This is a genomic window from Halomonas sp. AOP13-D3-9, from assembly GCF_052379125.1.
Taxonomy (GTDB): domain Bacteria; phylum Pseudomonadota; class Gammaproteobacteria; order Pseudomonadales; family Halomonadaceae; genus Vreelandella.
In genome coordinates this window covers 57210-82652 of record NZ_JBQSYH010000009.1, presented here as the reverse complement: position 1 = coordinate 82652, position 25443 = coordinate 57210, and the positions used below count along the sequence as shown (strand labels likewise).

Annotated in this window: 24 protein-coding genes and 1 tRNA gene; 12 read left to right on the top strand and 13 right to left on the bottom strand. The window is 52.6% G+C overall.

The window, feature by feature from the left end; genetic code table 11:
* Window positions 1–7 precede the first annotated feature (7 nt).
* Entirely contained in the window at window positions 8–2902 is a 2895-nt protein-coding gene (gene gcvP, locus ACT3UM_RS11505) for an aminomethyl-transferring glycine dehydrogenase (RefSeq protein WP_498898893.1), read from the top strand.
* A gap of 69 nt (window positions 2903–2971) precedes the next feature.
* On the opposite strand, the gene ACT3UM_RS11500 is transcribed toward gcvP, so the two are convergent.
* Window positions 2972–3880 carry a LysR family transcriptional regulator gene (locus ACT3UM_RS11500; RefSeq protein ID WP_498898891.1) on the bottom strand — a complete coding sequence of 303 codons (909 nt, stop codon included), beginning with the start codon at window positions 3878–3880 and terminating at the stop codon, window positions 2972–2974.
* 175 nt (window positions 3881–4055) lie between these two features.
* Between ACT3UM_RS11500 and ppnN the strand changes: the two genes are divergently transcribed.
* The 3 genes from ppnN to ACT3UM_RS11485 all read left to right on the top strand — a co-directional run bounded on the left by ppnN (window position 4056) and on the right by ACT3UM_RS11485 (window position 6589).
* Window positions 4056–5438 (top strand): nucleotide 5'-monophosphate nucleosidase PpnN, encoded by a 1383-nt coding sequence (gene ppnN, locus ACT3UM_RS11495; protein WP_144812485.1) that lies wholly within the window; start codon window positions 4056–4058, stop codon window positions 5436–5438.
* Window positions 5439–5521: 83 nt separating this feature from the next.
* Entirely contained in the window at window positions 5522–6256 is a 735-nt protein-coding gene (locus ACT3UM_RS11490) for a sulfite exporter TauE/SafE family protein (RefSeq protein WP_498898888.1), read from the top strand.
* 132 nt (window positions 6257–6388) lie between these two features.
* The gene (locus tag ACT3UM_RS11485; RefSeq protein ID WP_035579145.1) at window positions 6389–6589 is read left to right on the top strand and encodes a hypothetical protein; all 201 of its coding nucleotides are present in this window, start codon (window positions 6389–6391) and stop codon (window positions 6587–6589) included.
* A gap of 133 nt (window positions 6590–6722) precedes the next feature.
* Here the strand turns inward: ACT3UM_RS11485 and ACT3UM_RS11480 are convergent, their stop codons facing one another.
* A complete protein-coding gene (locus ACT3UM_RS11480; RefSeq protein WP_498898886.1) occupies window positions 6723–7559 on the bottom strand; it encodes a DUF6694 family lipoprotein in 837 nt (278 codons plus the stop codon).
* A gap of 278 nt (window positions 7560–7837) precedes the next feature.
* On the opposite strand from ACT3UM_RS11480, the gene ACT3UM_RS11475 reads away from it, so the two are divergent.
* Complete coding sequence (locus ACT3UM_RS11475; RefSeq protein WP_498898884.1) at window positions 7838–8065, top strand: HPP family protein; 228 nt, start codon at window positions 7838–7840, stop codon at window positions 8063–8065.
* Window positions 8066–8141: 76 nt separating this feature from the next.
* On the opposite strand, the gene ACT3UM_RS11470 is transcribed toward ACT3UM_RS11475, so the two are convergent.
* From ACT3UM_RS11470 to ACT3UM_RS11450, 5 genes are all read right to left on the bottom strand, one after another.
* Complete coding sequence (locus ACT3UM_RS11470) at window positions 8142–8525, bottom strand: histone-like nucleoid-structuring protein, MvaT/MvaU family (protein ID WP_498898882.1); 384 nt, start codon at window positions 8523–8525, stop codon at window positions 8142–8144.
* Between the two features lie 389 nt (window positions 8526–8914).
* Window positions 8915–8991: transfer RNA gene (locus ACT3UM_RS11465), tRNA-Pro, on the bottom strand.
* Window positions 8992–9123: 132 nt separating this feature from the next.
* Window positions 9124–9945: an inositol monophosphatase family protein gene (locus tag ACT3UM_RS11460; RefSeq protein ID WP_498898880.1), complete on the bottom strand. Its 822-nt coding sequence runs from the start codon at window positions 9943–9945 to the stop codon at window positions 9124–9126.
* 94 nt (window positions 9946–10039) lie between these two features.
* On the bottom strand, window positions 10040–10492 hold the full coding sequence (locus tag ACT3UM_RS11455) for an anti-virulence regulator CigR family protein (protein ID WP_498898878.1): 453 nt from the start codon (window positions 10490–10492) through the stop codon (window positions 10040–10042).
* Window positions 10493–10600: 108 nt separating this feature from the next.
* A complete protein-coding gene (locus ACT3UM_RS11450; RefSeq protein ID WP_498898876.1) occupies window positions 10601–11122 on the bottom strand; it encodes a pilin in 522 nt (173 codons plus the stop codon).
* A 242-nt stretch (window positions 11123–11364) separates the two neighbouring features.
* Between ACT3UM_RS11450 and pilB the strand changes: the two genes are divergently transcribed.
* The 6 genes from pilB (at window position 11365) to ACT3UM_RS11420 (ending at window position 17103) form a co-directional block, all read left to right on the top strand.
* On the top strand, window positions 11365–13122 hold the full coding sequence (pilB, locus tag ACT3UM_RS11445) for a type IV-A pilus assembly ATPase PilB (protein WP_498898874.1): 1758 nt from the start codon (window positions 11365–11367) through the stop codon (window positions 13120–13122).
* A 3-nt stretch (window positions 13123–13125) separates the two neighbouring features.
* Entirely contained in the window at window positions 13126–14358 is a 1233-nt protein-coding gene (locus ACT3UM_RS11440; protein ID WP_498898872.1) for a type II secretion system F family protein, read from the top strand.
* 48 nt (window positions 14359–14406) lie between these two features.
* Entirely contained in the window at window positions 14407–15252 is an 846-nt protein-coding gene (locus ACT3UM_RS11435; RefSeq protein ID WP_498898870.1) for a prepilin peptidase, read from the top strand.
* 82 nt (window positions 15253–15334) lie between these two features.
* Entirely contained in the window at window positions 15335–15937 is a 603-nt protein-coding gene (coaE, locus tag ACT3UM_RS11430) for a dephospho-CoA kinase (protein ID WP_498898869.1), read from the top strand.
* Window positions 15938–15970: 33 nt separating this feature from the next.
* Entirely contained in the window at window positions 15971–16204 is a 234-nt protein-coding gene (gene yacG / locus ACT3UM_RS11425) for a DNA gyrase inhibitor YacG (RefSeq protein ID WP_498898867.1), read from the top strand.
* An 11-nt stretch (window positions 16205–16215) separates the two neighbouring features.
* Window positions 16216–17103, top strand: coding sequence for a DNA replication terminus site-binding protein (locus tag ACT3UM_RS11420; protein ID WP_498898865.1), 888 nt, complete (start codon window positions 16216–16218; stop codon window positions 17101–17103).
* Window positions 17104–17145: 42 nt separating this feature from the next.
* Here ACT3UM_RS11420 and ACT3UM_RS11415 read toward each other — a convergent pair whose 3' ends face one another.
* Complete coding sequence (locus ACT3UM_RS11415) at window positions 17146–17586, bottom strand: hypothetical protein (RefSeq protein ID WP_498898864.1); 441 nt, start codon at window positions 17584–17586, stop codon at window positions 17146–17148.
* A 280-nt stretch (window positions 17587–17866) separates the two neighbouring features.
* On the opposite strand from ACT3UM_RS11415, the gene ACT3UM_RS11410 reads away from it, so the two are divergent.
* Window positions 17867–18700 (top strand): helix-turn-helix transcriptional regulator, encoded by an 834-nt coding sequence (locus ACT3UM_RS11410; protein ID WP_498898862.1) that lies wholly within the window; start codon window positions 17867–17869, stop codon window positions 18698–18700.
* A gap of 89 nt (window positions 18701–18789) precedes the next feature.
* Here ACT3UM_RS11410 and ACT3UM_RS11405 read toward each other — a convergent pair whose 3' ends face one another.
* The 5 genes from ACT3UM_RS11405 to pheA form a co-directional block, all read right to left on the bottom strand.
* Window positions 18790–19164, bottom strand: a complete 375-nt coding sequence (locus ACT3UM_RS11405) for a histone-like nucleoid-structuring protein, MvaT/MvaU family (protein WP_498898860.1) — start codon at window positions 19162–19164, stop codon at window positions 18790–18792.
* Between the two features lie 347 nt (window positions 19165–19511).
* Window positions 19512–21191 (bottom strand): 30S ribosomal protein S1, encoded by a 1680-nt coding sequence (gene rpsA, locus ACT3UM_RS11400; protein WP_498898858.1) that lies wholly within the window; start codon window positions 21189–21191, stop codon window positions 19512–19514.
* Between the two features lie 183 nt (window positions 21192–21374).
* A complete protein-coding gene (cmk, locus tag ACT3UM_RS11395) occupies window positions 21375–22073 on the bottom strand; it encodes a (d)CMP kinase (protein WP_498898857.1) in 699 nt (232 codons plus the stop codon).
* Window positions 22066–24345, bottom strand: a complete 2280-nt coding sequence (locus ACT3UM_RS11390; protein ID WP_498899103.1) for a bifunctional prephenate dehydrogenase/3-phosphoshikimate 1-carboxyvinyltransferase — start codon at window positions 24343–24345, stop codon at window positions 22066–22068. The genes cmk and ACT3UM_RS11390 overlap by 8 nt, the downstream gene beginning before the upstream one ends.
* Window positions 24346–24350: 5 nt before the next feature.
* Entirely contained in the window at window positions 24351–25442 is a 1092-nt protein-coding gene (gene pheA, locus ACT3UM_RS11385; protein ID WP_035579064.1) for a prephenate dehydratase, read from the bottom strand.
* Window position 25443: the final 1 nt, after the last annotated feature.

Here is a 25443-nt window from a genome sequence, read left to right as displayed (position 1 = left end):
CTTCTTCATGTCTTTTGAAACACGCCGTCTGGCCGAGCTGGCCGATCACGATGCTTTTATCAAACGTCATAATGGTCCAAGTCAAGGTGACGTGGCCACCATGTTAAAAGCGCTCAACATGCAGCACATGGAAGATCTGATAGAACAGACCGTGCCGAGCGATATCCGCCTTAACCGCGAGCTAGCGCTCGATGAGCCACGTAGCGAAGCCGAGGCACTTGAGTACTTGGCGCAGCTAGCGCGGCAAAATCGGGTAGCCAAAAGTTATATTGGTCAGGGCTACTATGGCACCCATATGCCCGCGGTGATTCAGCGTAACGTATTGGAAAACCCGGGCTGGTACACGGCCTATACCCCCTACCAGCCGGAGATTTCGCAAGGCCGCCTGGAAGGCTTGCTGAACTTCCAACAAGTGGTGATGGATCTAACCGGTATGGAGTTGGCGAATGCGTCGCTGCTTGACGAAGCCACCGCCGCCGCCGAAGCCATGGCGCTGTGTAAGCGCGGCAATAAGAAAAGCAAATCCAACGCCTTCTTCGTCGCCGACGACGTTTTCCCGCAAACCCTGGACGTGGTTAAAACCCGCGCCGAGTTTTTTGGTTTTGAGCTAATCACCGGCCCAGCTGAAGAGTTGGCTAAGCACGATGTGTTTGGGGCACTTGTCCAGTACCCCTCTGCCAGTGGTGAAGTGCGCGAGCTGGCACCGCTATTAAGCGCCGCGGCTGAACGCAATATCATGACCTGTGTGGCCAGCGATCTTTTAAGCCTGGTGCTGCTTAAAGAACCCGGCAAACTGGGCGCTGACATTGTCGTCGGCAACTCCCAACGCTTTGGTGTACCCATGGGCTTTGGCGGCCCCCATGCGGCGTTCTTTGCGACTTCCGACAAGCTCAAGCGTTCGATTCCTGGGCGTATCATCGGCGTATCAAAAGATAGCCGCGGCAATACCGCCCTGCGCATGGCAATGCAGACTCGCGAGCAGCATATCCGCCGCGAAAAAGCGACCTCCAACATCTGTACTGCCCAGGCGCTGCTGGCCAATATCGCAGGCTTCTACGCTACTTATCACGGCGCTGAAGGGCTGCGCAAAATTGCCGGTCGCGTTCACCGCCTAGCCACGCTGCTTGCCGAGGGCCTTAAGCAGGCAGGCGTAACGCTCGCCCATGACAGCTGGTTTGATACGCTGCGCTTGACAGGCGTTGACGCAGGCAAGATTCATGGCCGCGCCATGACCCACGATATTAACCTGCACTACTTCACCAATGGCGATGTGGGAATCAGCCTGGATGAAACCACCACCGCCCACGATGTGGTAGCGCTGTTTGACGTTCTACTGGGCGATGAGCACGGCCTTTCCGTCGCCGTGCTGGACGAGCAGGTAGTGGCTGACGGCGCTTCAGGCATTCCCGCTGCCTGCCAGCGCGAAAGCGACTTTTTGAGCCACCCTACCTTTAACCGTTACCGCAGCGAAACCGAAATGCTGCGCTACTTAAAGCGTCTGGAAAATAAGGATCTGTCGCTTGCCCATGCGATGATCCCGCTTGGCTCCTGCACCATGAAGCTTAACGCCACCAGCGAAATGATCCCGGTCTCCTGGCCTTCGTTTGCGCATCTGCACCCCTTCGCGCCCCGCGACCAGGTAGCTGGCTATCAGCAAATGATCGACGAGCTCTCGGCCTTCCTGGTCGAAGTCACCGGCTATGATCATCTCTCGATGCAGCCCAACTCCGGTGCTCAGGGTGAATACGCTGGCCTAGTAGCGATTCGCCGCTACCAGGCGGCCCAGGGTGAAGGCCATCGCGATGTCTGTTTGATTCCCAGTTCCGCCCACGGCACCAACCCAGCCTCGGCGGCGATGGTTCAGATGAAGGTGGTGGTGGTCGAGTGCGACCAAAACGGCAATATCGATATGGCAGATCTGCGCGCTAAAGCCGAGCAACATCGCGATCAGCTCTCAGCCATCATGCTGACCTACCCGTCCACACACGGCGTGTTTGAAACCAGCGTGCGCGAAGCATGCAAGGTCGTTCACGACAACGGTGGCCAGGTGTATATCGATGGCGCCAACATGAACGCTCAGGTCGGATTAACCCGCCCCGGCGATTTTGGCGGCGATGTGTCTCACCTTAACCTGCATAAAACGTTCTGTATTCCCCACGGTGGCGGTGGCCCGGGTATGGGGCCTATCGGCGTTAAAGCGCACCTCGCGCCTTATGTGTCTAATCATGTGGTGACACCGATCAACGGCGTTAACGCTGATAGCGGCGCAGTGTCCGCGGCAGCGTTTGGCAGTGCCTCAATCCTACCCATCTCCTGGGCCTACATTAAGATGATGGGTGCCCGCGGTCTGCGGGAAGCCACCGAGCTTGCCATCCTAAACGCCAACTACATTGCCAAGCGTTTAGAGGCTTCATTCCCAATTCTTTACCGCGGCCAGAACAGCACCGTCGCCCACGAATGCATTATCGATATTCGTCCGCTCAAAGCGGCCTCGGGGATTAGCGAAGAGGATATCGCCAAGCGCCTGATGGATTACGGTTTCCACGCGCCGACCATGTCGTTCCCGGTGCCGGGCACGCTAATGATCGAACCGACCGAATCGGAGTCGCTGTATGAAATTGATCGTTTCTGCGATGCGATGATTGCTATCCGGGCAGAGATCGCCCGAGTGGAGAGTGGTGAATGGCCGCTGGACAATAACCCGCTGGTCAATGCTCCGCATACCCAGGCGGATCTAATGGATAGCGACTGGCCGCGGCCTTATGACCGTCAGTTGGCCGCTTTCCCGACCGCGGCTGTCCAGGCCGCTAAGTACTGGCCCGCAGTGAACCGTGTCGATAACGTCTTTGGCGACCGGCAACTGATCTGCTCTTGCCCGAGCATTGATGAATATCGCGATTGATCAGCAGGCCGTAAAGCAGTAACGTCTGAAAAAATATAAACGCCCCTGGAACCTAACTATTCGACGGCGCTAGCTATTCGATGGTACGGGGGGCGTTTTTTCTTGCAGGCGCTGAGCGTGAAAACCGTCTAACAGCTTCTCGTAGCGCTTGGGCAGCACCGAGTCGCGGCGGCGCAACAAATAAAGCACTTCATTGACCGCGTTAGGAAGGTTCAGCGCTTTGACCTGACGCTGCCAGGGCGAGGTCTCCAATACCAGCCGCGAGACCACGGTAAACCCCAACCCCCTTGCCACCGCATCCAGCACCATACTGACTTCATTGGTAAAGCCTTGATGGCGGAAATGCGTCATTGAGCGAAACTCGTCGGGGTAATTCGCGCGCAGCAGCGCATTGGCGTGGTTAATCCCGTCGTAATAATTGAGAAAACCAATACCCATTAAATCGGACAGCGTGTTACCCGCAAAATCAGCTGGCACCACGAGGCAGAGCGGTTCTTGGTGCCAGATTGTGCAATCAAGCTCGGGGTGGCGCATTGCCTCGGTGACTATACCGATGTCATAGCGCCCTTCGAGCAGGTCATTGACGATTTCGTGATTAAACGCAAAGCTATAGTTAACCGTTAGATTAGGGTGCATTTGCTGCTGCCCCAATATATACGGATAAAACATCAGGCCAACGCTGCCCGGTGAAGCAATACGGCAGTCACCGCTATCCAAAGAGTCATCGTCTAGTCCGTGACGGAATTGCTCATGTTCAGCAAATAGCTTTAAGGCGTAATCGTAAGCACGCCGCCCCGATTCGGTTAACGTAAAGCTCCGCCCCTTACGCTCTAGCAACTCTTTATTTAAATACCCTTCCAACTTACGAACATGCTGGCTGACGCCCGGCTGGGTCATTTCTAACCGCTGAGCTGTGCGGGTAAAACTGCCTGTTTCAACAAGCGTAATAAAGGTACGAAAATAGTGGGCATTAAACATAGTGAAGCGCCATGGTCTTGGGTAACGGTCTTTAACGGTTAACTCTCTACTGCCGCCGCCCTTGAAAATATGCCTCATAATAGCACAGCCGAGGAGGCCAGCCGCTGCGCTGTACCCGCTGCGTGGTCATGGTAGTATGCAAGGAGACATCACACGATTAGGGACAGCCCCGCTAATGACCGAAAACGTTCAACCTCGCGCCACCCTCTCCAGCATCATTTCTCCCGAAGGAAGCCTCGAAGTACTCTCTCAGCATGAAGTTAATCGGCTGCACAAAACTTCTCAAAGCGGCCTACACGATCTGCTTCGGCGCTGCGCGTTGGCAGTACTCAATTGTGGCAACCCCAGCGACGACAGTCTGGCGATTTTAGAAGCCTATAAAGATTTTGATATTGAAGTGCTACAGCAAGACCGTGGTATTCGCTTAAAACTAACCAACGCGCCCGCCGAAGCCTTTGTTGATGGCCGTATGATTCGCGGTATTCGTGAGCATCTGTCCTCAATCATTCGCGATATTGTTTACGTCTACAATGAGATTCAACACCACAATCGTTTTGACCTTAGCACGGGCGAAGGTACCACCAATGCGGTTTTCCACATTCTGCGCAAAGCGGGCACGCTAAAACCTGGCCGCGATCCTAGCCTGGTGGTGTGTTGGGGCGGTCACTCTATTTCCCGGGAAGAGTACGAATATACCAAAGATGTGGGTTACCACTTAGGTCTGCGCGATTTGGACATTTGTACCGGCTGTGGCCCTGGCGCAATGAAAGGCCCTATGAAAGGCGCTAACGTTGCCCATGCTAAGCAGCGGCGCAAGGAAGGCCGTTATTTAGGCATTTCAGAGCCCGGCATTATCGCTGCCGAAGCGCCCAATCCCATCGTCAATGAACTGGTGGTAATGCCCGACATTGAAAAGCGGCTAGAAGCCTTTGTGCGCCTGGGTCATGGGATTATCGTGTTCCCCGGCGGGGTCGGCACTGCGGAAGAGATTCTCTATTTACTGGGCATTCTGCTGCACCCCAGCAACAAGGATATTCCCTTTCCGTTAATCTTCACCGGGCCCGCCAATTCTGCGGCCTACTTTCAGAAAATTGATGAGTTCCTGGTCTATACCCTGGGTGAAGACATTCGCCGCTACTACACCATTATTACTGGCGACCCGGTCGCGGTAGCGCGCGCCATGCGTCACGGTATCGATGAAATCGCTGAATTCCGGCGCACCCATCAGGATGCTTTCTACTACAACTGGCGATTGACCATTGCGCGCGACTTCCAGGCCACCTTTGAGCCGACGCACGAAGCTATGCGCGCCTTGGCCCTGCACCGCCAGCAGCCCACCCACGAGCTCGCCGCCAATCTGCGCCGCGCTTTCTCGGGAATTGTAGCGGGCAACGTCAAAGAGCCCGGTATTCGTGCCATCGAAGCTCATGGTCCCTTTGTACTGACCGCCGAACCCGAATTGATGCAACGCCTGGATGAGCTACTGACCTCTTTCGTGGCCCAAGGCCGGATGAAGCTTGATGGTCAGCACTATACGCCTTGCTACGTACTCAACTAACGGCGCTAAATCCTGAATAAACAATACGCACCGCTGCCATTAGAATGGCGGCTGTGCGCTAAAGGTGGGCCGAGTAGTCTTTTATGCTATCGATTGCGTTTATAGCCCTGCTAGTTGCAGGCATCGTCAAAGGGGCCATCGGCTCAGGCGTGCCAGTGATTGTCGTGCCCGTTCTCACCATGCTGTACGACGTTCAACTCGCAATCGCCCTACTAGTCGCGCCTAACCTATTTAGCAATGCCTTACAGGTATGGCAATATCGACGCCACTTATTGCCCCTGCGCATTTTAGCGGCTTTCTCTATTGCAGGCGGGCTAGGCATTGTTCTGGGCACCTGGGGATTAATCGTTTTATCTCCCGATATACTATCACTGGGTGTCGCAGGTGTGATCGTGCTTTACCTGATCATCAAAGTCATGAAACGTCGCATCGCCCTGCCTTTTAATATCGCTACGCGCCTAGTGATTCCCATTGGGCTACTCGCTGGCATACTTCAAGGTGCGGCAGGCATGTCAGCGCCCGCTTCGGTTACGTTTCTCAATGCGATGCAGTTAAAACGTAACGTATTTATTGGTTCAATCTCGGTTTTCTTCGTCGCCATTACCATCGTTCAAATACCGGCGCTTTTAAACGCAGGTATTTTAACCCTAGAACGCTTCCTTTTTAGTATCCTGGCCCTGGTAATCATACTTGCCGCCATGCCGCTCGGCGCTCGCCTGGGCAATCGGCTGCCCCACTACTGGTTCGATAATTTGGTTATGCTGCTGCTAGCGAGTATCGCCGGTAAGATTTTTATCGATGCGCTGATAGCCGCCTAAACCCACGGAAAGCCTTCTCTACCTTTTTCTCACGACAGCTAAACAGTGCAGGGAACCAAGTCAGGTAAAAGTGGCCAGAATAGCTACACTTATCAGGCAACACCTCACTATTGACCTTGAAAGGAACTCAATATGTCGATGATTAACCAGTTAAAAGATGTAAAAACCAAAGATTTCGCCAAGCACTGCTATGAAAGCAGCAGCGTCGACAAACTGCGCGAGGCGTCGGAAGGCAGCGCCGATCAGGCAGAAATGGAGCACTGGGGGCTAACCGAAGGGCAGTGGGAAGAGGCAGTTGTTGCCGCTCTCGCCGACCATGAAGCCAAAGAGTAGGTAACACCGCGGCTTTGTAACAAAGCTAATTAACAAAACTATTTAAAGACCACCTTAACAATATCTATGCATGCGCCCTATCGGACAACCGATGGGGCGCTGTGGGTTTGGCATCGTTTACTTCGCACGATGCTTACTCCACACCCGACAGCGCAACGCCGCCATACTCCTCCCGCAATCGTTCAAGCTTGGCCATTTCACGCTCTGTTAGCTCAGGGGAGTTCCATAGAAGCTGCTCATCACTCCCCTTCAGCCCTTCCAGGGTTACTGTCAGTTCTGCATCAGTGGGTATTTGGGCATTTCCCCAGGGGCCAAATCGGTTGGGTGCCAGGCTCCACTCCAGCGTTTCCCCCGGCTCAATGCCACTAGGAACAACGTAGTAGAAAGACTCATCAACCCAAGGCACCGAGCGGTCAGAGCTAGTCACAACGCCCCTCAACAGCAGCTCAGCAATAGCCTGATCCGTGCCATTGGTCACTTCAAGATCAATCACTGGCTCTGGGGCGCCATAGGGGCTTGCGCCGATGTAATAGCGAGCACTATCAATGGTGAACCGCGCTAGCTGCTGCTGATCACTGGCGGCTTGTGCTTGCTTCTCTTCCAGACGCCTTAAAGTACGAATCGCCTGCTCGCGCTCGCGCACACGGCGTTCGCGCAGGATCTGATCGGCACGCTGGATCACCTGATCCCCCGTTAACCCGTGCATTTGCGCATTGGCTGTTTCGGCAATCTCAGCAGCATTCATGCGGTGAGGGTTGAGAATATCGATACCACTAAACGACGTTGACGTGGCGATGATGATCAATCCTTGATCAAACTCATCGCGCTTGTAGGAAGGCAACGAGTTACGCACTTCTTCAACAGAGACAACCGACGCAGGCATGGAGCTAGTATCAATTTTGGGATCTGAGCAACCAGCTATCATGAGTACTGATAATGGTATTGCAGACAGCCTTATCAGGCGCCTCATACAAACACCTCGTAACAGGGCAAGTAAAAATTGCTGAAGAGCTTAACGGAAAGCGCTATTAACCACTACCCCTGGTAGTTTAGAGCATTAGCCGAATCGTATTACCCAGCTGCTGCATTCATAGACCTAACTATCTCAACATCCCATCTGTGGTGAACTGATGGCGCTCTGGGTTTTTCTTCATTGCCGCTTCAATGAGCGATTGGCTATCCACCGTGCGGTAATAACGGGATGGCTCCAGAGTGATCTCGAAGCATAGCGTGTTAGTGACATAACCGATGTCGCTACCATGGTATGGATGCACTGCTTTGAGGTCACCCTGGTATCGATTATTTAGATATGAGTACACCCTTCCTGGTGCCACCGCAGCATTAACTGCCGTAGCGGGTAGCGAAAATGTGCATCAATCAGGCTGGCCATGTCCTATTTTACCCATTGGTATTAGCTGCATCATTATGCTTTCTGTGGCTATTACGATTAACAACCTTGCCCGCCATCAACGCTGACCACGCTATTGGTAAAATAGATAGGCAAAGCATCAAAATGCCTCGAAATGGGGCATTTTGATGTTTAAAGTGTCAACTACACGCGTTCCTCTACAACCCAACTCACTACCTCTTCATTACCAAATTTAGCTTTCCATTCTTGAATTACCTTATGATTACCTCCACGGGTTTCAACCACTTCGCCAGAATGGGGATTCCGGTAGATCTTCAATGGACGTTTCTTACGACCATCCGTACTGCTAGTCTTCGTATTCTTACTGGAAGTTCTACGATAGGAAGCATCAAGCATGGCACATACATCTTGCGCCAATTTGCCATGTTCCGTCATGAGCGATTGTAATTTTTCTTTAAACTCAATCTCTTTTTTCAACTCACTGTTATTTTCAAGCGCTTTTAGCTCTTCTTGCAACTGCTTCAACATCTGTTCTTTTTCAATGTAAGCACTCAGCACTGATGCCATGGGTAGTATCCTTTATTTTGAATAATTAACGATTGCACTTCACGCACATATTACACCATATGTTCAATGCTTATACATCATAAAGCTTAGTTTGCATACCTCTGCCAGGCTCTGCTTAAACGCTCACTTAAATTCGTACTTAACTGCCTTTTACGCACTTTGTTTTCTACATATGGCAGTATCAGATCCTTGCCACCAGTGGCGCCGCCGAAACCATGCCATCGAGTTGCGCTACCTCTTCATATTTTTCAAACAGAATCTGCGACGGCATACAGTACTAAACTCGGCGCCTTCAGGCCTCTCCTGATCTACTCGTTTTTCCGAAATTTTACTAAGCCAAAAAAAACCGCCGATTGGTTTTAACCAAATCGGCGGTTTTTAATAATCTTTGGTCGGAGCGACAGGATTCGAACCTGCGACCTTTGCAACCCCATTGCAACGCGCTACCAAGCTGCGCCACGCTCCGCTGTCTTTATTGGCTCCTACATCTTTGCCTCAAGACGGTGCGTATAATAGCGGTTTCCTGCATAAATGAAAAGCCTTTATAGCGCTTTCTTTTCAAGTATTTGTCGCACACTGTCAAAACTCTGCTAAACCTTTATGTTTTGCGTTGATCCGCCTCAAGCAACAGATAGGCCATGGCATCATAGACACCGGGGGCCGCTACGATTAAATGATCTGGGTAAATATCTTCCGGCACCCCTGTTGGTACTGGATATAGGTGCCCTACTCTTGCACCGGCCTCGCGGGCAATCACCCAACCCGCGACGAAATCCCAGGGCGAAACACTCTCGTAATACGCATCCAGGCGGCCACAGGCCACATCGCATATATCGAGCGCCGCAGCGCCATTGCGACGAATATCTCGGCACTCAAATAGCACAGCTTCTAACCGCTTCAACAGGTGCTTACGCTCCTCTTTACGATAGGGAAACCCCGTCCCTACCAAAGTGTGCACCAGTGAATCTGCACTACTGGGCTGTATGGATTTACCGCTGCAATAAGCCCCGGTGCCTTCGGCAGCGCTAAAAGTCTCGCCTAAAAACGGTGCATGAACAACGCCCACCTTGGCAACGCCATCTTCCATCCAGCCAATGGAGACCGCTACGTGACGAAGTCCTTGGGCAAAATTAACCGTGCCATCAATAGGGTCCACCACCCAAAGCTGCGGCGCCGTTGCATGCACAGCGCTTTCTGGGGCAAGCTCTTCACTTAGCCGCGCTTCACCAGGAAAGTGTTCCTCCAGGCGCTGACTAATAAGCTTGTCGACGGCCACATCCACATCGGTGACCAGTTCATTATCCTTTTTTAAGCGCTGGGCAAAGTCCTGCTGTTCCCGCGCCCTGATAATCATCTGCCCTGCTTCCTCGGCAATAGCGATAGTAATTTCAAGACGTGCGGCTAGTGTGTGATCGCTCATTGAACCTCTCTTTAGAACGCGGTAATGCTATGAGCCTCTACCATAAGCCGCCGTGACGTAATTTTCGAGTCATACCGCCTTTGGATCGCCGTAGTTAACGCAATACATCTACCAACACATCCACCACGATGCGCGTGGCAGCTTCGATTAACACAACGTCAGCGCCCACACGTTCCCACTCATAGCCTGGGTAGTGCGGCAATTGAGACGCTAGCTGGCCGTCAAAACGCTTGGCGATACCCGGCGGTAACGGTTTGCCACGCTCAAGGTTGCGCTGAATACCCGGCGGCAACGCTTCGGCTCGCGGCGCGTCATGTTGGCGAAATATCTGGCGTAGCTCACGCTCGTTGATGCGAGGCAGATCGACCCGTTCATCGCGGGATTGGCTGGGTCGACTAGATTCATGCTGCTGACCTTGGTCACGCATATTGTGATTCTTATCACGGGCGCCGTGGGCAGAGGCATGGTCAGGCTGAGCAAAGGCGGCGCTATTGAGTAGCAGCAGCGCGCCAAGCGCACTCATGGCAATCTGTTTGGTGGGATTCACTGTAAGCTCCTCGCTGAGGTTAGAACTTAAAGTGTAAAGAACAAATGCGCAGGAAGTATGGAATTAGAAAAAGGCCCGAGAGGGCCCTTTAAAACTAATAGTAAAGGTTTACGGACGAGATGCTGAAGGAAGAAAGGTATCGCCGATAGAGGTGCTGCTACAGCGCCACCCAGTAATTTGCCCACCGCTGGTACTAGTACTAGCAGTTGCCACTGCATCATTGGTAGTCCCATTGCTGATAAGTGGCTGAATCACCATTGAAGAGCCACTATGAACGCCATTATCAAACGCCACCGTAAACCCACCGCTCGCTTGCCCGTTCAGTGTCACACTACTGACGTATTCACCACCAATTTGACCTGCAGTATTGGAAATGTACGAAGGGTTACCGTTTAGAGTTTGATAGCCTACAAAGTTTCCATTCTCAGAAAAATATAAACCAATATCAGTCCTCAACCCTGCTGTAGCTGTGAAAGCCTGTGCGGCTTGCGCGCGACCTACATAATTTTGATATTGAGGTATGGCAATAGAAGCCAATACACCAATAATCGCAACGACAATCATTAGCTCAATCAGCGTGAAACCGCCTTGCTTGGTGTTGCGAGTGATGGGTTGTGCAGCATTCTGCATGAAGGAATCTCCTGAAGGGGAAAGGGCAAGCCTTTAAAAGGAACGTGGATCCTTAAAAAGAATTAGAAATAATTGCGTTCACACTAGCTTACGATAACTATTTTTTCAATAACCTCTGTTAACCTTATCGGCCCACGGTTCTGCTACTTTAGCGGCTTGGCAGGATTAGTCATTTAATGCCCGTCAACGCTGGTTTATGGTACAAGTGACATGCCTACATTGATGTAAAACAGGTTTTTTGGATGAGCCAGCCTCCTTTCGAGTCGACGTTAAGTCACGCCGCTGCGCGTGGTGGCCTGCGCGGTATTGCCCAGCGCTTGGTTAAGCACGGTCTGCTAACCGATGGTCAGGCCACCACGGCGGAAACAACCGCGTCGGATTTAGAAATATCGCTACTTCAGCATGTTATCGAAAGCGGCCTGGTCGACCCTATCGAAGCCACATTAGCGGCTGGTTGGGAGTATGGGCTGCCGGTCATTGACTTGGAGACTGTGCGGCTTACCGCACTGCCCTCAGCTTCTGACTACCCCATTAAAGTGCTGCAAAGCCTTAACATTCTGCCATTAGCTCGCCACGGTCATCGCCTCACGGTCGCGGTGCCTTACCCCGCCACGTTGACGCAACTGGATGAATTGCAGTTTGCAACGGGCCTTAGCGTTGAGGGTATCCTTGCGCCCGTTGATCAAATTACCGTCGCCCTCAATAGCTACCTGGCGCAAAACGAGCGCGGCATGTTGGATGAGCTCGACGATATTGACGATGCGGTGAGCTCGCTGAGCATTGTTCAGAATAACGATGGTAACGAGGTACCGCTGGAAGAGTCTTCCCAAAATAGCGAAGACGCGCCCATCGTCAAATTTGTGAATAAAATTCTGTTGGATGCGATCCGCCGGGGGGCATCCGATATCCATTTCGAGCCCTACGAAACGCTCTACCGAGTGCGTTTTCGTATTGATGGGATGCTAATAGAAGTGGCACGCCCCCCCTTTGCCATGCGCAACCGTATCGCGGCGCGCCTGAAAATTATGGCGCGCCTCGATATTTCCGAGCGTCGCTTACCTCAGGATGGGGCAATAAAACTTAAGCTTTCCCGCACCCGCTCGCTGGATTTCCGGGTTAACTCATTGCCTACCGTCTACGGGGAAAAGCTGGTACTGCGGATTTTAGACCCCACCGCCGCACAGCTGGGTATTGAGCAGCTTGGCTTCACCGATGAGCAGCGTGGCCATTATGAACAGGCGTTAAAACAACCCCAAGGCATGATCCTGGTAACCGGCCCCACCGGCAGTGGTAAGACCGTATCGCTGTATACCGGCATTAATATACTTAATAAAGTTGAGCGCAATATTTGCACCGCCGAAGATCCGGTCGAGATCAAAGTCGCTGGTATTAACCAGGTAAACGTATTACCCAAAATCGGCCTCGATTTTGCCAGTGCGCTCAGGGCGTTTCTGCGCCAAGACCCAGATGTGGTCATGGTCGGGGAAATTCGCGACCTTGAGACCGCCGAAATTGCCGTTAAAGCCGCCCAGACAGGCCACTTAGTGCTCTCCACGGTACATACCAACTCCGCAGCTGAAACACTGACACGGCTGGCTAATATGGGCGTCTCATCGTTTAACATCGCCAGCGCCGTTAGCTTGATTATTGCCCAGCGTCTGGCGCGCAAACTATGCACCCATTGCAAAGAGCCCATTGAGATTCCCCACGAAGCGCTACGTAAAGAAGGCTTTAGCAGTGAGGAGCTCCACCAGGCAACTATTTACAAACCGGTCGGTTGCAAACGCTGCACCCACGGTTATAAAGGCCGTATTGGTATTTATGAGGTAGTCCCCATTACGGAAGCCATGCGCCAGTTGATTATGCGTGATGCCAATGCATTAGATATTGACCAGCAGGCGCGCAAGGAGGGCTATCCAAGTCTTCACCGCAGCGGGTTATTAAAAGTCATGCAGGGTATTACCAGCCTGGAAGAGGTTAACCGAGTGAGCAAGGAGTAAGGCATGGCTAAAACGGCACGTCGTCGCCAAACGCCCGCCATCAAGCTAGCGCGCTGGAAATGGAGTGGTAAAGGCCCGCAGAATAGACCGCTAAGCGGTGAAATGATTGGCCGCAGTAAAGCTGAAGTAGCCGCTGAACTAACCAAGCAGGATATTGTTATCCGACGGATTAGTAAAAAGGGCAACCTGGGTGGCAGCGGTCGCATTAACCCCAACGATGTCATGATCTTTGCGCGCCAAATGGCCACCATGATTCGTGCGGGCATTCCCTTACTGCAGGCGCTTCAGGTAGTGGCAGAAAGTCTCAAAAAGCCCGCCATGGTTGCCCTGGTTCAGCATATGATGAGCGATGTGTCGTCGGGTTCAAGCTTCTCTGACGCCTTGCGCCGCCACCCAAAGCAGTTTGATCGGCTGTTTGTTAACCTAGTCGACGCAGGCGAACAATCGGGTGCGCTGGATCAGATGCTTGATCGTATTGCGACCTATAAAGAGAAGGTCGAGTCGCTGAAAGCGCGGGTCAAGAAAGCGCTTTGGTACCCCACCGCCGTGATGACGATAGGTATTGCAGTGACCATGCTGCTGTTAATCAAAGTGGTACCTGAATTTGAAAGTATGTTCCAAAGTTTTGGCGCTGAACTGCCTGCTTTGACCCAGATGACGGTGAATTTATCCGAGCTTGCCCAGCGTTATTGGCTAGTAGCGCTCGGTGCAGTGGTTACCGCCGTTCTGCTAGTCAAGATAAGCATTCAGCGCTCGCCTATCATCGCCTACCGCATGCACGCACTGCTGCTTCGCTTACCGGTCATTGGCGATATTATGCATAAATCCGCCATCGCTCGTTTTTCGCGCACATTAGCGACCACCTTTGCCTCCGGCGTCCCGCTCGTTGAGGGCTTAGACACCGCCGCCGGCGCCACAGGTAACAAAGTCTATGAACGCGCAGTGGTACAGACTCGCCAGGATGTAGCCACTGGGCAACAGTTACACTTCGCGATGCGGATGACCAACCGCTTCCCCCCTTTGGCAATCCAAATGGTGAGCATCGGTGAAGAGGCGGGCTCGCTTGATGCCATGCTGAATCGCGTCGCGGATTACTACGAAGAAGAAGTCGATAATAAGGTCGATGCTCTTACGTCGCTGATGGAGCCGGTTATTATTGTCGTACTGGGCGTGCTGGTCGGCGGCGTGGTGGTCTCTATGTACTTACCCATCTTCGATTTAGGCTCTGCGCTCTAAGATGCACACGTTTAAACACTGCCCATTTAAAGAAACCCAAGGAGCGACATGCATCACCCTTCCATCATCCTGTGGTTAATCGTTTTATTGATTGGGCTATGCTTAGGCAGCTTTCTAAATGTGGTAATTACGCGGCTGCCGGTGATGCTAATGCGTGGCTGGCGTAGCGAAGCCCGCGAAGCACTTGAACTTAGCTCGGAACCCACACCCCGTTTTAATTTGGCCACGCCGGGCTCCATGTGCCCACGCTGTGAAGCCCCTATCGCATGGCACGACAACCTTCCACTGATTGGCTGGATAAAGCGGCGCGGACGCTGTGCTGCGTGCCAAACGCCGATTAGCGTTCAATATCCACTGGTCGAAATAGCCGGTGGCTTGTTGGCCATAGCGGTACTCGCACTCCATGGGCTTACGGTAGAGGCGCTGTTCATTTACACCGCTTGCCTAATGCTGTTAGTGCTTGCCGTAATCGACTTTCGCACCCAGTTACTGCCCGACGTGATCACCCTACCCTTGCTTTGGACAGGGTTACTGTTTCAGCTTCTTTTCCAGCCACTTATACTGCCAAGTGCCGTTATCGGCGCCATGGTGGGCTATCTTTCCCTGTGGAGTTTTTATTGGCTATTCAAGCTGATCACCGGCAAGGAAGGGATGGGCTACGGCGACTTTAAGCTGCTGGCGGCGCTGGGCGCCTGGCTGGGATGGAGTTTTTTACCGCTGATTTTGCTACTTTCCGCAGGCCTTGGGGCCATTGTTGGCCTGCTTGCCCAGGCTTGCTCACCACGCCTACGCGGCACACCGCTTCCTTTCGGTCCTTTTCTCGCCCTCGCGGGCTGGGTAGCGTTGTTAGTCGGTGATGAAATCATGGCGCTATATCTCAGCCTGCTTATGTAAAAATAAGCGATATGAAGCTCAACTATATAAACTCAGCTATATAAAATTTAGCTATGTAAAAGTTAGCTAAGCGAGGCAGCAGATGATTATCGGATTAACGGGTGGCATTGGGTCGGGTAAATCGACCGTTGCGCTCGCCTTCGAAACACTCGGCGCCGCCTGGGTTGATGCCGACGATGTCGCCAGGGAAATAGTCTTACCTGGGGAACCAGCACTATCAGCCATTAAAGAACACTTCGGTGATCAGGTTATGCATCAGGATGGCACGCTTAATCGTGCCGCCCTACGCGAGATTGTTTTTGACGATCCAGCACAGCGGCAGTGGCTAGAATCTGTCACACACCCCAAAATAAGGCATCGACTACTGCAGCATTTAGAGCGCCTTAAGATCCAGGGCGCACCCTATGTGCTGCTTGTGTCACCCTTACTGTTTGAGTCGGGACAAAATGCGCTAGTTAATCGTGCAGTGGTTGTCGACGTGCCCAAAGCGCTACAATTATCCCGAACCCAGCAACGTGATGGGGTGAGTGAAAGCCAAGTGCGTGCTATTCTCGCCGCCCAGCTTTCCCGCGAACAACGGTTAGCAAAGGCAGATGACGTGATAGATAACAGCGGTGACCACGCCAGCATGATGAAACAAGTGGCACAGCTTGATAAAACCTACCGTCGACAGCTCAACTACTGAGATATCGCGCTTGTTAACGCAATTGGAGTTTTTATGGCTCGCCCTGCAAACGATTCCCCGCTAGAAGTTAATTGCCCGCAGTGCGCTAAGCACGTGCCCTGGTTGCCAGAAAGCACTTATCGACCGTTCTGCAGCAAGCGCTGCCAACTTTTAGATTTGGGCGCCTGGGCCGATGAGTCGCACCGCATATCGGGCGAATCCGCAATGGATGAAGCCGATATAGAAACGCTGCTGGCGCAGGCCGACAAGGATGCACCGCTCACCTAAAGGCACTGTCTATGGCCGATATACACGCTAACCCATCATCGCCTTCGGCCTATCAACTGCTGCTTCAATTGGAGCAGCAGTTTGATCATCTACTTGAAACCATTGAAACCGCTGTCTTGCTATATGAACAGCAGCCATCGGCTACGTGGGTCTTTCATCAAACGACACCGTCTAGCGACTGGCTGCGTAAAGCCCTGCTCGATATGTGGCATGAGCAGGGTCAAGATGGACGTGAGACGCGCAATTATATTGCCGTAGTGGCCGCTAATGACGAACTACTAAAAGCAATAGGCGCCGTTAATCATGCCAAAGCCAGCTTTAGCGAGCTACTTCAGCATATTAAACAGGAATTTCCACAGGCACTTAGCGATGCAAAAAGTCGCTTGCCCCGACGCCATCCTCACGTTGATGAAGTGTTACGCCGCAATGGGCTTGCCCGCTTGCACCTTAAGCAGAGTTGGCGGCAGTTGCCTATCGCCCAGGCGCCTGTCTCACGGGTTCGTTTCGCTTGGTACAGCAGTGGTCGCTCTATTAAACGTCTATCTGTGCAAGAAGCTGAACACAAGCTTTTGCAACTCGATACCGATGCGCCGCATATTGGTATTCAGCTTCGCAAACTCGCCAGCATCCCAAGTGGCGAAGTACTCGCCCAGGTACAAACCCAGGCACCGCTGATGCGGGCCAACCTGTTTTTTACCGAACCGCTCGACGATGGGCATACACGACGGGCACTGAATGCCGCCATGCCTATTTTTGTGCCTGACAATAACCAGCGACTGCCCCACATTAACCTGCCTGCATTAGAGCCCCCCACCACCCGCACACGGGCACGTCGAAGCGACGAGAAACTAGAGCAAGATGTGTTTTTGCCCAGTTTGCGGATTTATCGCTACCGTTAGCCTAAAAGCACCTGCAAAGACTCTTGCTATGCTTTGCAGGTGCTAACTGCCAGGCACTACATCCTGCTGCCATATCCCATGGCAAAGCAGTGCTTCGATCAGCTCAGCCAGATCGCAATGATCCACACTATACTCATTCAACAAAGCCTCAAAGCGCTGCTTGAACATGCGCTCCTGATCTTGTTGCTGTTTTTTCTGCTGAATTTCTTCATCTTCTTCTTCCAATGCAGCGAGCGAACGTACCGGTGGACCTGTCGGTATATCGAAATCGCTCTCTGGATCATCTAATTGACGCAAAGCCTGCGCGAAGGCGTCGTCTAATTCACGAAACTTGCGCAGCTTTTCACGCTCATCCACCGGCTTTTGAACCTTTTGATATTTCATCGATGTTTCATTTACACCTTGCTTGAAATGGTCGATATGACTGCCAACATAGCTTTTTTTGGCGAAAACTGTGCACAAACGCGTAAAGATAGCGAGCAAACTTGCCTTTGTTACCCAATTGCCAGCATAAAGGCAGCATCAATAGGTATATAAGGGTAACAAGCACACTTATCAAACACGTCACAGTCAGCGACAACTCATTAAATTGATGCTTCTTCGCATCAACAATACCCACAAGTAGCCTGAATAGAGATTCAACGCTCATCTGTACGCTGAATTTTTTCTTTTTCAGCGAGGTTACTAACACTAACGCACTAGGAGAGTGCACTACAGGCGAGATAAGCACGACCTGTACGATTCACGCATGAGAGGCCAGATAATGTTCAACGCAATGACACGAGCTGAGATCTGGCTGCAAGACACACTTGATAAGCAACTCGGCATTGAAGACCTTGCTAATCACATAGGGTATTCGTCTTCCCAAGTTAGGCGTCAATTTCGCCAAAGCTTCCACATATCACCCAGCGCCTACCGTGAAATAAGGCGGCTGGAACGAGCGGCGGTGCTACTAGGGCTTACCCCTCTCAATATAGCGCAAATTGCGATACGTTGTGGGTACCACAACCACTCATCGTTTTCACGGGCCTTTCAACGTCGTTATCAGTTGAGTCCACGCAACTTTCGGCAAACGCTGAAAGCGGCTTTCCACAACCCGATGCCCGAGTATGGCTTTAACACACGTATCGAAAAAAGCAGTGGCCGCCGCCAAATGATCCTAATGCGCCTCTATAACGCGCCCGAGCGTATTAAGGGGCTGGGGGAAACCAGCTACCACAATAAGCAGCTATCGTGCTTACAGGCGCGTCTGCGGCTATCAACGACGATTATTGTACTACCTGACATACTCGCAGATAAGGTTAACGCGCTTAATAATGAATCGTCTCATGCTTACCGTACCGACTTTGGCCTTTACTTGGCCGAAACGGACAATGCCCAGGATATTGCGCTTCCAGTTCCCTATCGGCGGGTCGACATTCCCACCCATTACTACGCGAGCACTGACTTTGACAACTTAGCTGATCTTTATGGCGCTTTGACGCAGACCATTTGGTATCTGCTCCACAGGCAGGATGCTTGCCACGTTAGCGGCCATCCACCTCAGGTATTATGGAAAGCAAATCATTTAGAACTTCGTATCCCATTAATAGGCTAACAGCGATGATACAGGCACTGAGGCATAGCTGAGATATATGCTAATAAAAAACCGGCATTTCTGTACAGAAATGCCGGTTTTTAGCTAACTTAGTCTTCCATACGCTCCAACCAAGATTCTACGGTTTCATCGCCATACTGGTCTTTCCAGCTACGCAGACCTTTATGGTTGCCACCGCGAGTTTCGATCACTTCCCCTGTCTTGGGGTTTTTGTAAATTTTAAGACGACGCTTACGGCGGGCGTTGCCACTCGCAGTGGTTTTAGTACTGCGCTGGTCAGCAGCAGGGTCTAATAAGGCAATAACATCGGCCGGACGTTTGCCGAACTCAGTCATTAGCGCTTCAAGCTTGGCCTTGAATTCCAACTCGCTTTTCAGGCGCTGATCGCCTTCTAAGCGCTGCAGATCTTCTTGAAGCTGCTTTAGCTGCTGTTCTTTTTGGATATATTCGTTAAGTAATGACATCGGGGTTCCTTTAATATCGTATCCAACTGAACGAGGTTCAACTGAACGGGATCTAACTGGCTTAGGTGCAGATCGACAACCTTGGCACCCACTAGTTCAGAATGCAGGGACATTATTCCTGTAAAAAGAGTAACTGACAACAGTCTAGTTGATTTTCACTCAATTACTAATCGTTTTTTAAAACTCAATTGCCGTTTAAAGAGTTTAACCCAAATAGCATATGACGACTATGCGAACCAATCTGCTGAGCTATTACAAGCGCTCAAGTACTACAAAGCGGTCAACCCCACAAACAAAAGCGCCGCCCATAAGGGCGGCGCTTTTACAAACCAACAACTAATCAATAATTAGTCTTGGCCCATTTGCTGCTTGATCAAGTCACCGATAGTGGTCGGACCACCTGCTGTTTCCGGCTCTTGCTCACGCATCTTCTTCAGGTTCTGACGCGTATCATCCTGGTCTTTCGCTTTTACCGACAGGTTAATCTGACGGCTCTTACGATCGACGCTAACAATACGAGCTTCAACGCTATCGCCTTCATTCAGAACATTACGCGCGTCTTCTACGCGGTCAGCACTTATTTCAGACGCCTTCAGCAATGCAATAACGTCAGTCGCCAATTCAACTTGAGCTTCTTTAGCATCAACTTCAATGACACGACCGGTTACAATGCTGCCCTTATCGTTAACTGACAGGTACTCAGCAACGGGGTCGGAATCCATCTGCTTGATACCCAGCGAGATGCGCTCGCGCTCCGGATCAATAGACAGGATAACGGCTTCAGCTTCGTCGCCTTTCTTAAAGCTGCGTACAGCTTCTTCGCCAGTATCCGTCCAAGAAATATCAGACAAGTGAACCAGACCGTCAATACCACCTTCAAGGCCGATAAAGATACCGAAGTCAGTAATTGACTTGATGGTACCTGAAACGCGGTCGCCCTTGTTGTAGTCAGTGTTGAAGGTTTCCCACGGGTTAGCAGTGCACTGCTTGATACCCAGAGAAATACGACGACGCTCTTCGTCGATATCCAACACCATGACGTCAACATCATCGCCCACTTGAACGACTTTAGACGGATGGATGTTTTTGTTGGTCCAGTCCATTTCAGACACGTGAACCAGACCTTCAACACCCTCTTCCAGTTCGGCAAAGCAGCCGTAGTCAGTCAGGTTAGTGACGACCGCGTGCACTTTCATGCCTTCCGGATAACGCTCTTTAATGTTGACCCACGGATCTTCGCCCAACTGCTTAAGACCCAGTGAAACGCGATTGCGTTCACGGTCAAACTTCAGAACCTTGACGTTGATCTCGTCGCCAACGGCAACGATTTCGGACGGATGCTTGATACGCTTCCACGCCATGTCTGTAATGTGCAGCAGGCCGTCAACACCGCCCAGGTCTACGAAAGCGCCGTAGTCTGTCAGGTTCTTAACGATACCCTTAATCTGCTGGCCTTCTTGCAGAGTCGCCAGCAGCGCTTCGCGCTCGGCACTGTTCTCTGCTTCCAGAACCGCACGACGTGATACTACAACGTTGTTGCGTTTCGGATCGAGCTTGATGACTTTAAAGTCCAGCTCTTTGTTTTCCAGGTGCGCAGTGTCACGAACTGGACGAACATCAACCAGCGAGCCCGGCAGGAAGGCGCGGATAGAGTCAACTTCGACAGTGAAGCCGCCTTTAACCTTACCGTTAATAACGCCCTTAATGATTTCGTCTTTCTCGAAGGCTGCTTCCAGAATCTTCCAAGCTTCTGCACGCTTGGCTTTTTCACGAGACAGACGCGTCTCACCGAAACCATCTTCAACGGCTTCAAGTGCAACGTGCACGTCGTCACCGATAGCGATGTTCAGATTACCGTGCTCATCGCGGAATTGTGACGCAGGGATCTGACCTTCAGATTTCAGACCAGCGTTGACAGTAACCCAGTCACCGTCAATGTCGACAACCTGGGCCGCGACAATAGCGCCTGGCTCCATGTTGATGTCGTTAAGAGACTGTTCAAACAGCTCAGCAAAGCTTTCGCTCATGGTGTTCCTACGTAATTACGTTGTTGAGGCATAAATGCCTTCTCCGCACCACCAGCAAGTGCGGGCCTAATGTCACTCAGCCTTTGGAGGTGTTAACGCTGGTTAGACCTGACCGGGCTCACCGATGTGAGTTTAGTGCCCTGCCACGTCGTGACACCTATCCAAAAACGCCGCAAGGGAGAATCACACGCCGCTTACCAGCCCTCTTTGGGCGAGCAGTTCGGTCAGTCGATCAACCACTTCCGGTATGCTCAGGCGCGTGGTATCAAGCGTAATGGCATCGTCTGCCGGCTTGAGAGGAGCCACACTACGTTGCGTGTCGCGTGCATCGCGTGCCTGAATCTCCTTTAAAAGACTCGAAAGACTAGCATCCACCCCGGCTTCCTGCAACTGCAGATGACGGCGACGTGCCCTTTCATCGGCACTGGCAGTCAAAAAAATCTTTAGTGAGGCATCGGGGAAGACCACCGTTCCCATGTCACGGCCATCTGCCACCAAGCCTGGCGCTTGGCAAAAATCACGCTGGCGCTGTAAGAGCGCCTGACGAACCGCAGGCAGCGCTGCCACCTGGGAGGCACGCTCACCGGCCTGCTCCGTACGTATTTGCTGACCAACATCTTCACCTTCAAGAAAGGTACGCGGCTGCCCCTCCTCAACCGGAAAGGCCACATCCAGCTGCTCCGCCAAGCGTGCAAGCCCAACCTCATCGTCGACCGCCACGTTATGCTTCAACGCCGCTTGTGCCGTCAGCCGATAAAGCGCTCCGCTATCCAGTAGATGCCAACCCAGGCGTTCTGCTACCAAACCGCTGATGGTACCTTTACCTGCCCCGCCGGGGCCATCAATAGTGAGCACGGGAACAGCGGCAACGCGATCAATCATGAGCACCCTCCACGCTAACGCCCATACCAATGCGTGTCGCTAACTCGACGAAGTCAGGGAACGAGGTGGCCACATTGGCGCAATCTTCAATGATAATGTCGTCACTGGCACGCAGCGAAGCAATGGCAAACGCCATGGCAATGCGGTGATCCCCCAGGCTATCGACACGCCCACCGCCGTAACTGGCTACTTGCGCATTACCGTTACCGACAATATCGATACCATCTTCTACTGTGGTGTGCTGCACACCTAAAACAGCCAAGCCATCGGACATGGCTTGAAGGCGATCCGACTCTTTAACGCGCAGCTCTTCAGCACCTCGCAGCCGCGTTACGCCTTCGGCATTAGCGGCAGCGATAAACAGGGCAGGAAATTCATCGATGGCGAGTGGCACTTGATCGACAGGAATATCAATCCCTTTAAGCGGTACGTAGCGAATACGAATATCCGCTACCGGCTCCCCGCCAACTTCACGCTGGTTCTCTAGCGCCAAATCAGCCCCCATTAGGGTAAGAATATTAATCACGCCGATCCGGGTTGGGTTAATGCCCACGTGCTCAAGGGTGATATCTGAGCCTGGGGTGATCGCGGCAGCCACCAGGAAGAAGGTCGCCGAGGAAATATCCGATGGCACATCAATCGGCCCCGCCGTTAGCTTACCGCCACCCTTAAGCCAGCAGGTATCGCCCTCACGGGAAACCGCATAGCCAAAACCATTGAGCATACGCTCGGTATGATCACGGGTCGGCGCAGGTTCGCGCACCCGAGTTTCGCCTTCGGCGTACAGCCCGGCCAACAGCAGGCAGGACTTGACCTGGGCGCTGGCCATCGGCATATCGTAATCAATGCCTTTAAGCTTGGCGCTCCCGCGAATTTTCAGCGGTGGACGGCCGCCCTCAGCGGTATCAATGGTGGCCCCCATCAGCCGCAGCGGGTCAGCCACACGCCCCATAGGACGCTTAGTCAGCGATTCATCACCGGTTAGCTCGCTGTCAAACGCCTGGCCAGCCAGCAGTCCTGAAAACAACCGCATAGCGGTGCCCGAGTTACCCACATAGAGCGGGCCTGCGGGGGCTTTTAAGCCATGCATACCGACACCATGAATGGTGACCTTACCCTGATGCGGCCCTTCAATCGCCACGCCCATTTCACGAAATGCCTGCAGAGTCGCCAGACTATCTTCACCTTCCAGAAAGCCTTTTACTTCAGTGACGCCTTCCGCCAACGCGCCCAGCATAATAGAGCGGTGCGACATGGATTTGTCGCCCGGTACACGTAAACGCCCCTGGGCTTGACCGCCCGGCTGCACACGGTAGGTGACCTTACCTTGTGGTTGCATATGATATTCCGCCTGATAACTGGTTTTGTTCAATAAAGAGTCGAAATAGTGCCGGGCGTGGCTCGCCCGATCAAAGGTGGCAATCAGCGCATCGCTGTCACCGGCCTCTACCGCAAGACGCAAGCGAGAAAGCCCCGATTCAAAATCATCCAGCGAGGCCAGTACCGCCTCTTTGTTGGCAATAAAAATATCCCGCCACATCACCGGGTCACTGCCCGCGATACGGGTGAAATCGCGAAAGCCGCCTGCTGCGTAACGGAAAATATCTAACCGCTCGTCCTGCCGGGCCAGCGTGTCTACTAAAGAAAATGCCAGTAGATGAGGCAAATGGCTGGTGCGCGCCAGCACCTGGTCATGGCGCTCAACGTCCATTTCCAGCACCTCGGCACCGCAGGTTTCCCATAAGCACCGAACGCGCTGTAAAGCACTACGATCGACGTTCGGCTCAGGGGTCAGAATCACCTTGTGTTCCACATAGAGGCGCGGATTTGCCGCTGCTACACCGCTTTTCTCTGAACCGGCAATGGGGTGGCCCAACACCATGTTGGCGGGAACTTGACCAAACACCCGCTGAGCGCAGGCGCGGATGGTCGCCTTGGTACTGCCCACATCGGTAATTACAACATCAGCCGACGCGTTAGGTAGCGCTTCGGCCAAACTGGCCATCACGCTTTCCATGGCGAGCACCGGCACCGCCAGCACCACCATGGTGGCGTCATTGACTTGCTCGACTAGATAGGCACCGCCCGAATCGATCAGTCCCATCTCGATACCGCGTGCGATCTCCTGCTCATCAGGATCACAGGCAGCAATCTGCCCATTAAATCCTGAAGCGCGCAGTGCTGCCGCAAGGGAACCACCGATCAACCCCAGCCCAACAATCAATAGGCGCGATTCATGACAAGCTGATGCTTTTACGCTGTTATCGACCATTAACGTCACAGCACGCCTATGGGGTAGGAACCCAGCACGCGTAGATCCGCTGCCCGCAGTTGCACTTCTTCAAGTACTGCCGCGACCTTAGGCTCATCACGATGGCCTTTAAAATCAATAAAAAACACGTAGTTCCACACCCCGGTGCGGGAAGGACGTGTTTCAAGACGGGTTAAATCGATCTGGTGGCGATGGAACGGCTCCAGCAATGCGTGCAAGGTACCTGGCTGGTTACGCATAGCGACCACAATGGAGGTTTTATCCTCCCCCGCCATGGGCACATCCTGGTTACCAATAATCAAAAACCGCGTGGAGTTATCCGGGCTGTCCTCAATTTTTTCGGCGATATGCTCCAGACCATAGAGCTTAGCCGCCATATCGCCCGCGATGGCAGCACTATGCCACTCGGTTTTAACTAACTTGGCCGCTTCCGCATTAGAGGAAACCGGCACCCGCTCCGCATGGGGAAAGTGCGCATCCAGCCACTTGCGACACTGCGCAAAAGACTGTGGGTGCGAATAGATACGCGAGACCTTATCGCGGCGGGTGTTTTCACTGACCAGTAAGTGGTGGTGGATACGCAGTACCACCTCGCCACAAATTTTGATCGAAGAGTCCATGAAAGTATCCAGGGTGTGATTGACCACCCCTTCGGTGGAGTTCTCCACCGGCACCACACCGTAATGTACGGCGCCCGCCTCTACTTCGCGAAACACCTCGTCAATGGCTGCCATGGGCAGGCTAACCGCGCTTTCACCAAAATGCTTGAGCGCCGCCTGCTGAGTAAAAGTGCCCTCTGGGCCTAAATAGGCCACTTTAACTGGCTGCTCAAGCGCCAAACACGCCGACATGATTTCGCGGAACAGGCGCGCCATCTCTTCGGAATCAAGCGGGCCTTTATTCAACGCCATAATGCGCCGAAGCACCTGGGCTTCCCGCTCAGGGCGATAAAATACCGCATCTTTGTCTTCAGCCAGCTTCACATGCGCCACCTGCTGGGCACAGCTAGCTCGCTCGCTGATCAGATTCAGAATATCGCTATCGAGCTGATCGATACGCTGGCGCAGTTCGTCCAGGTTGATCGACGTATCGGACATG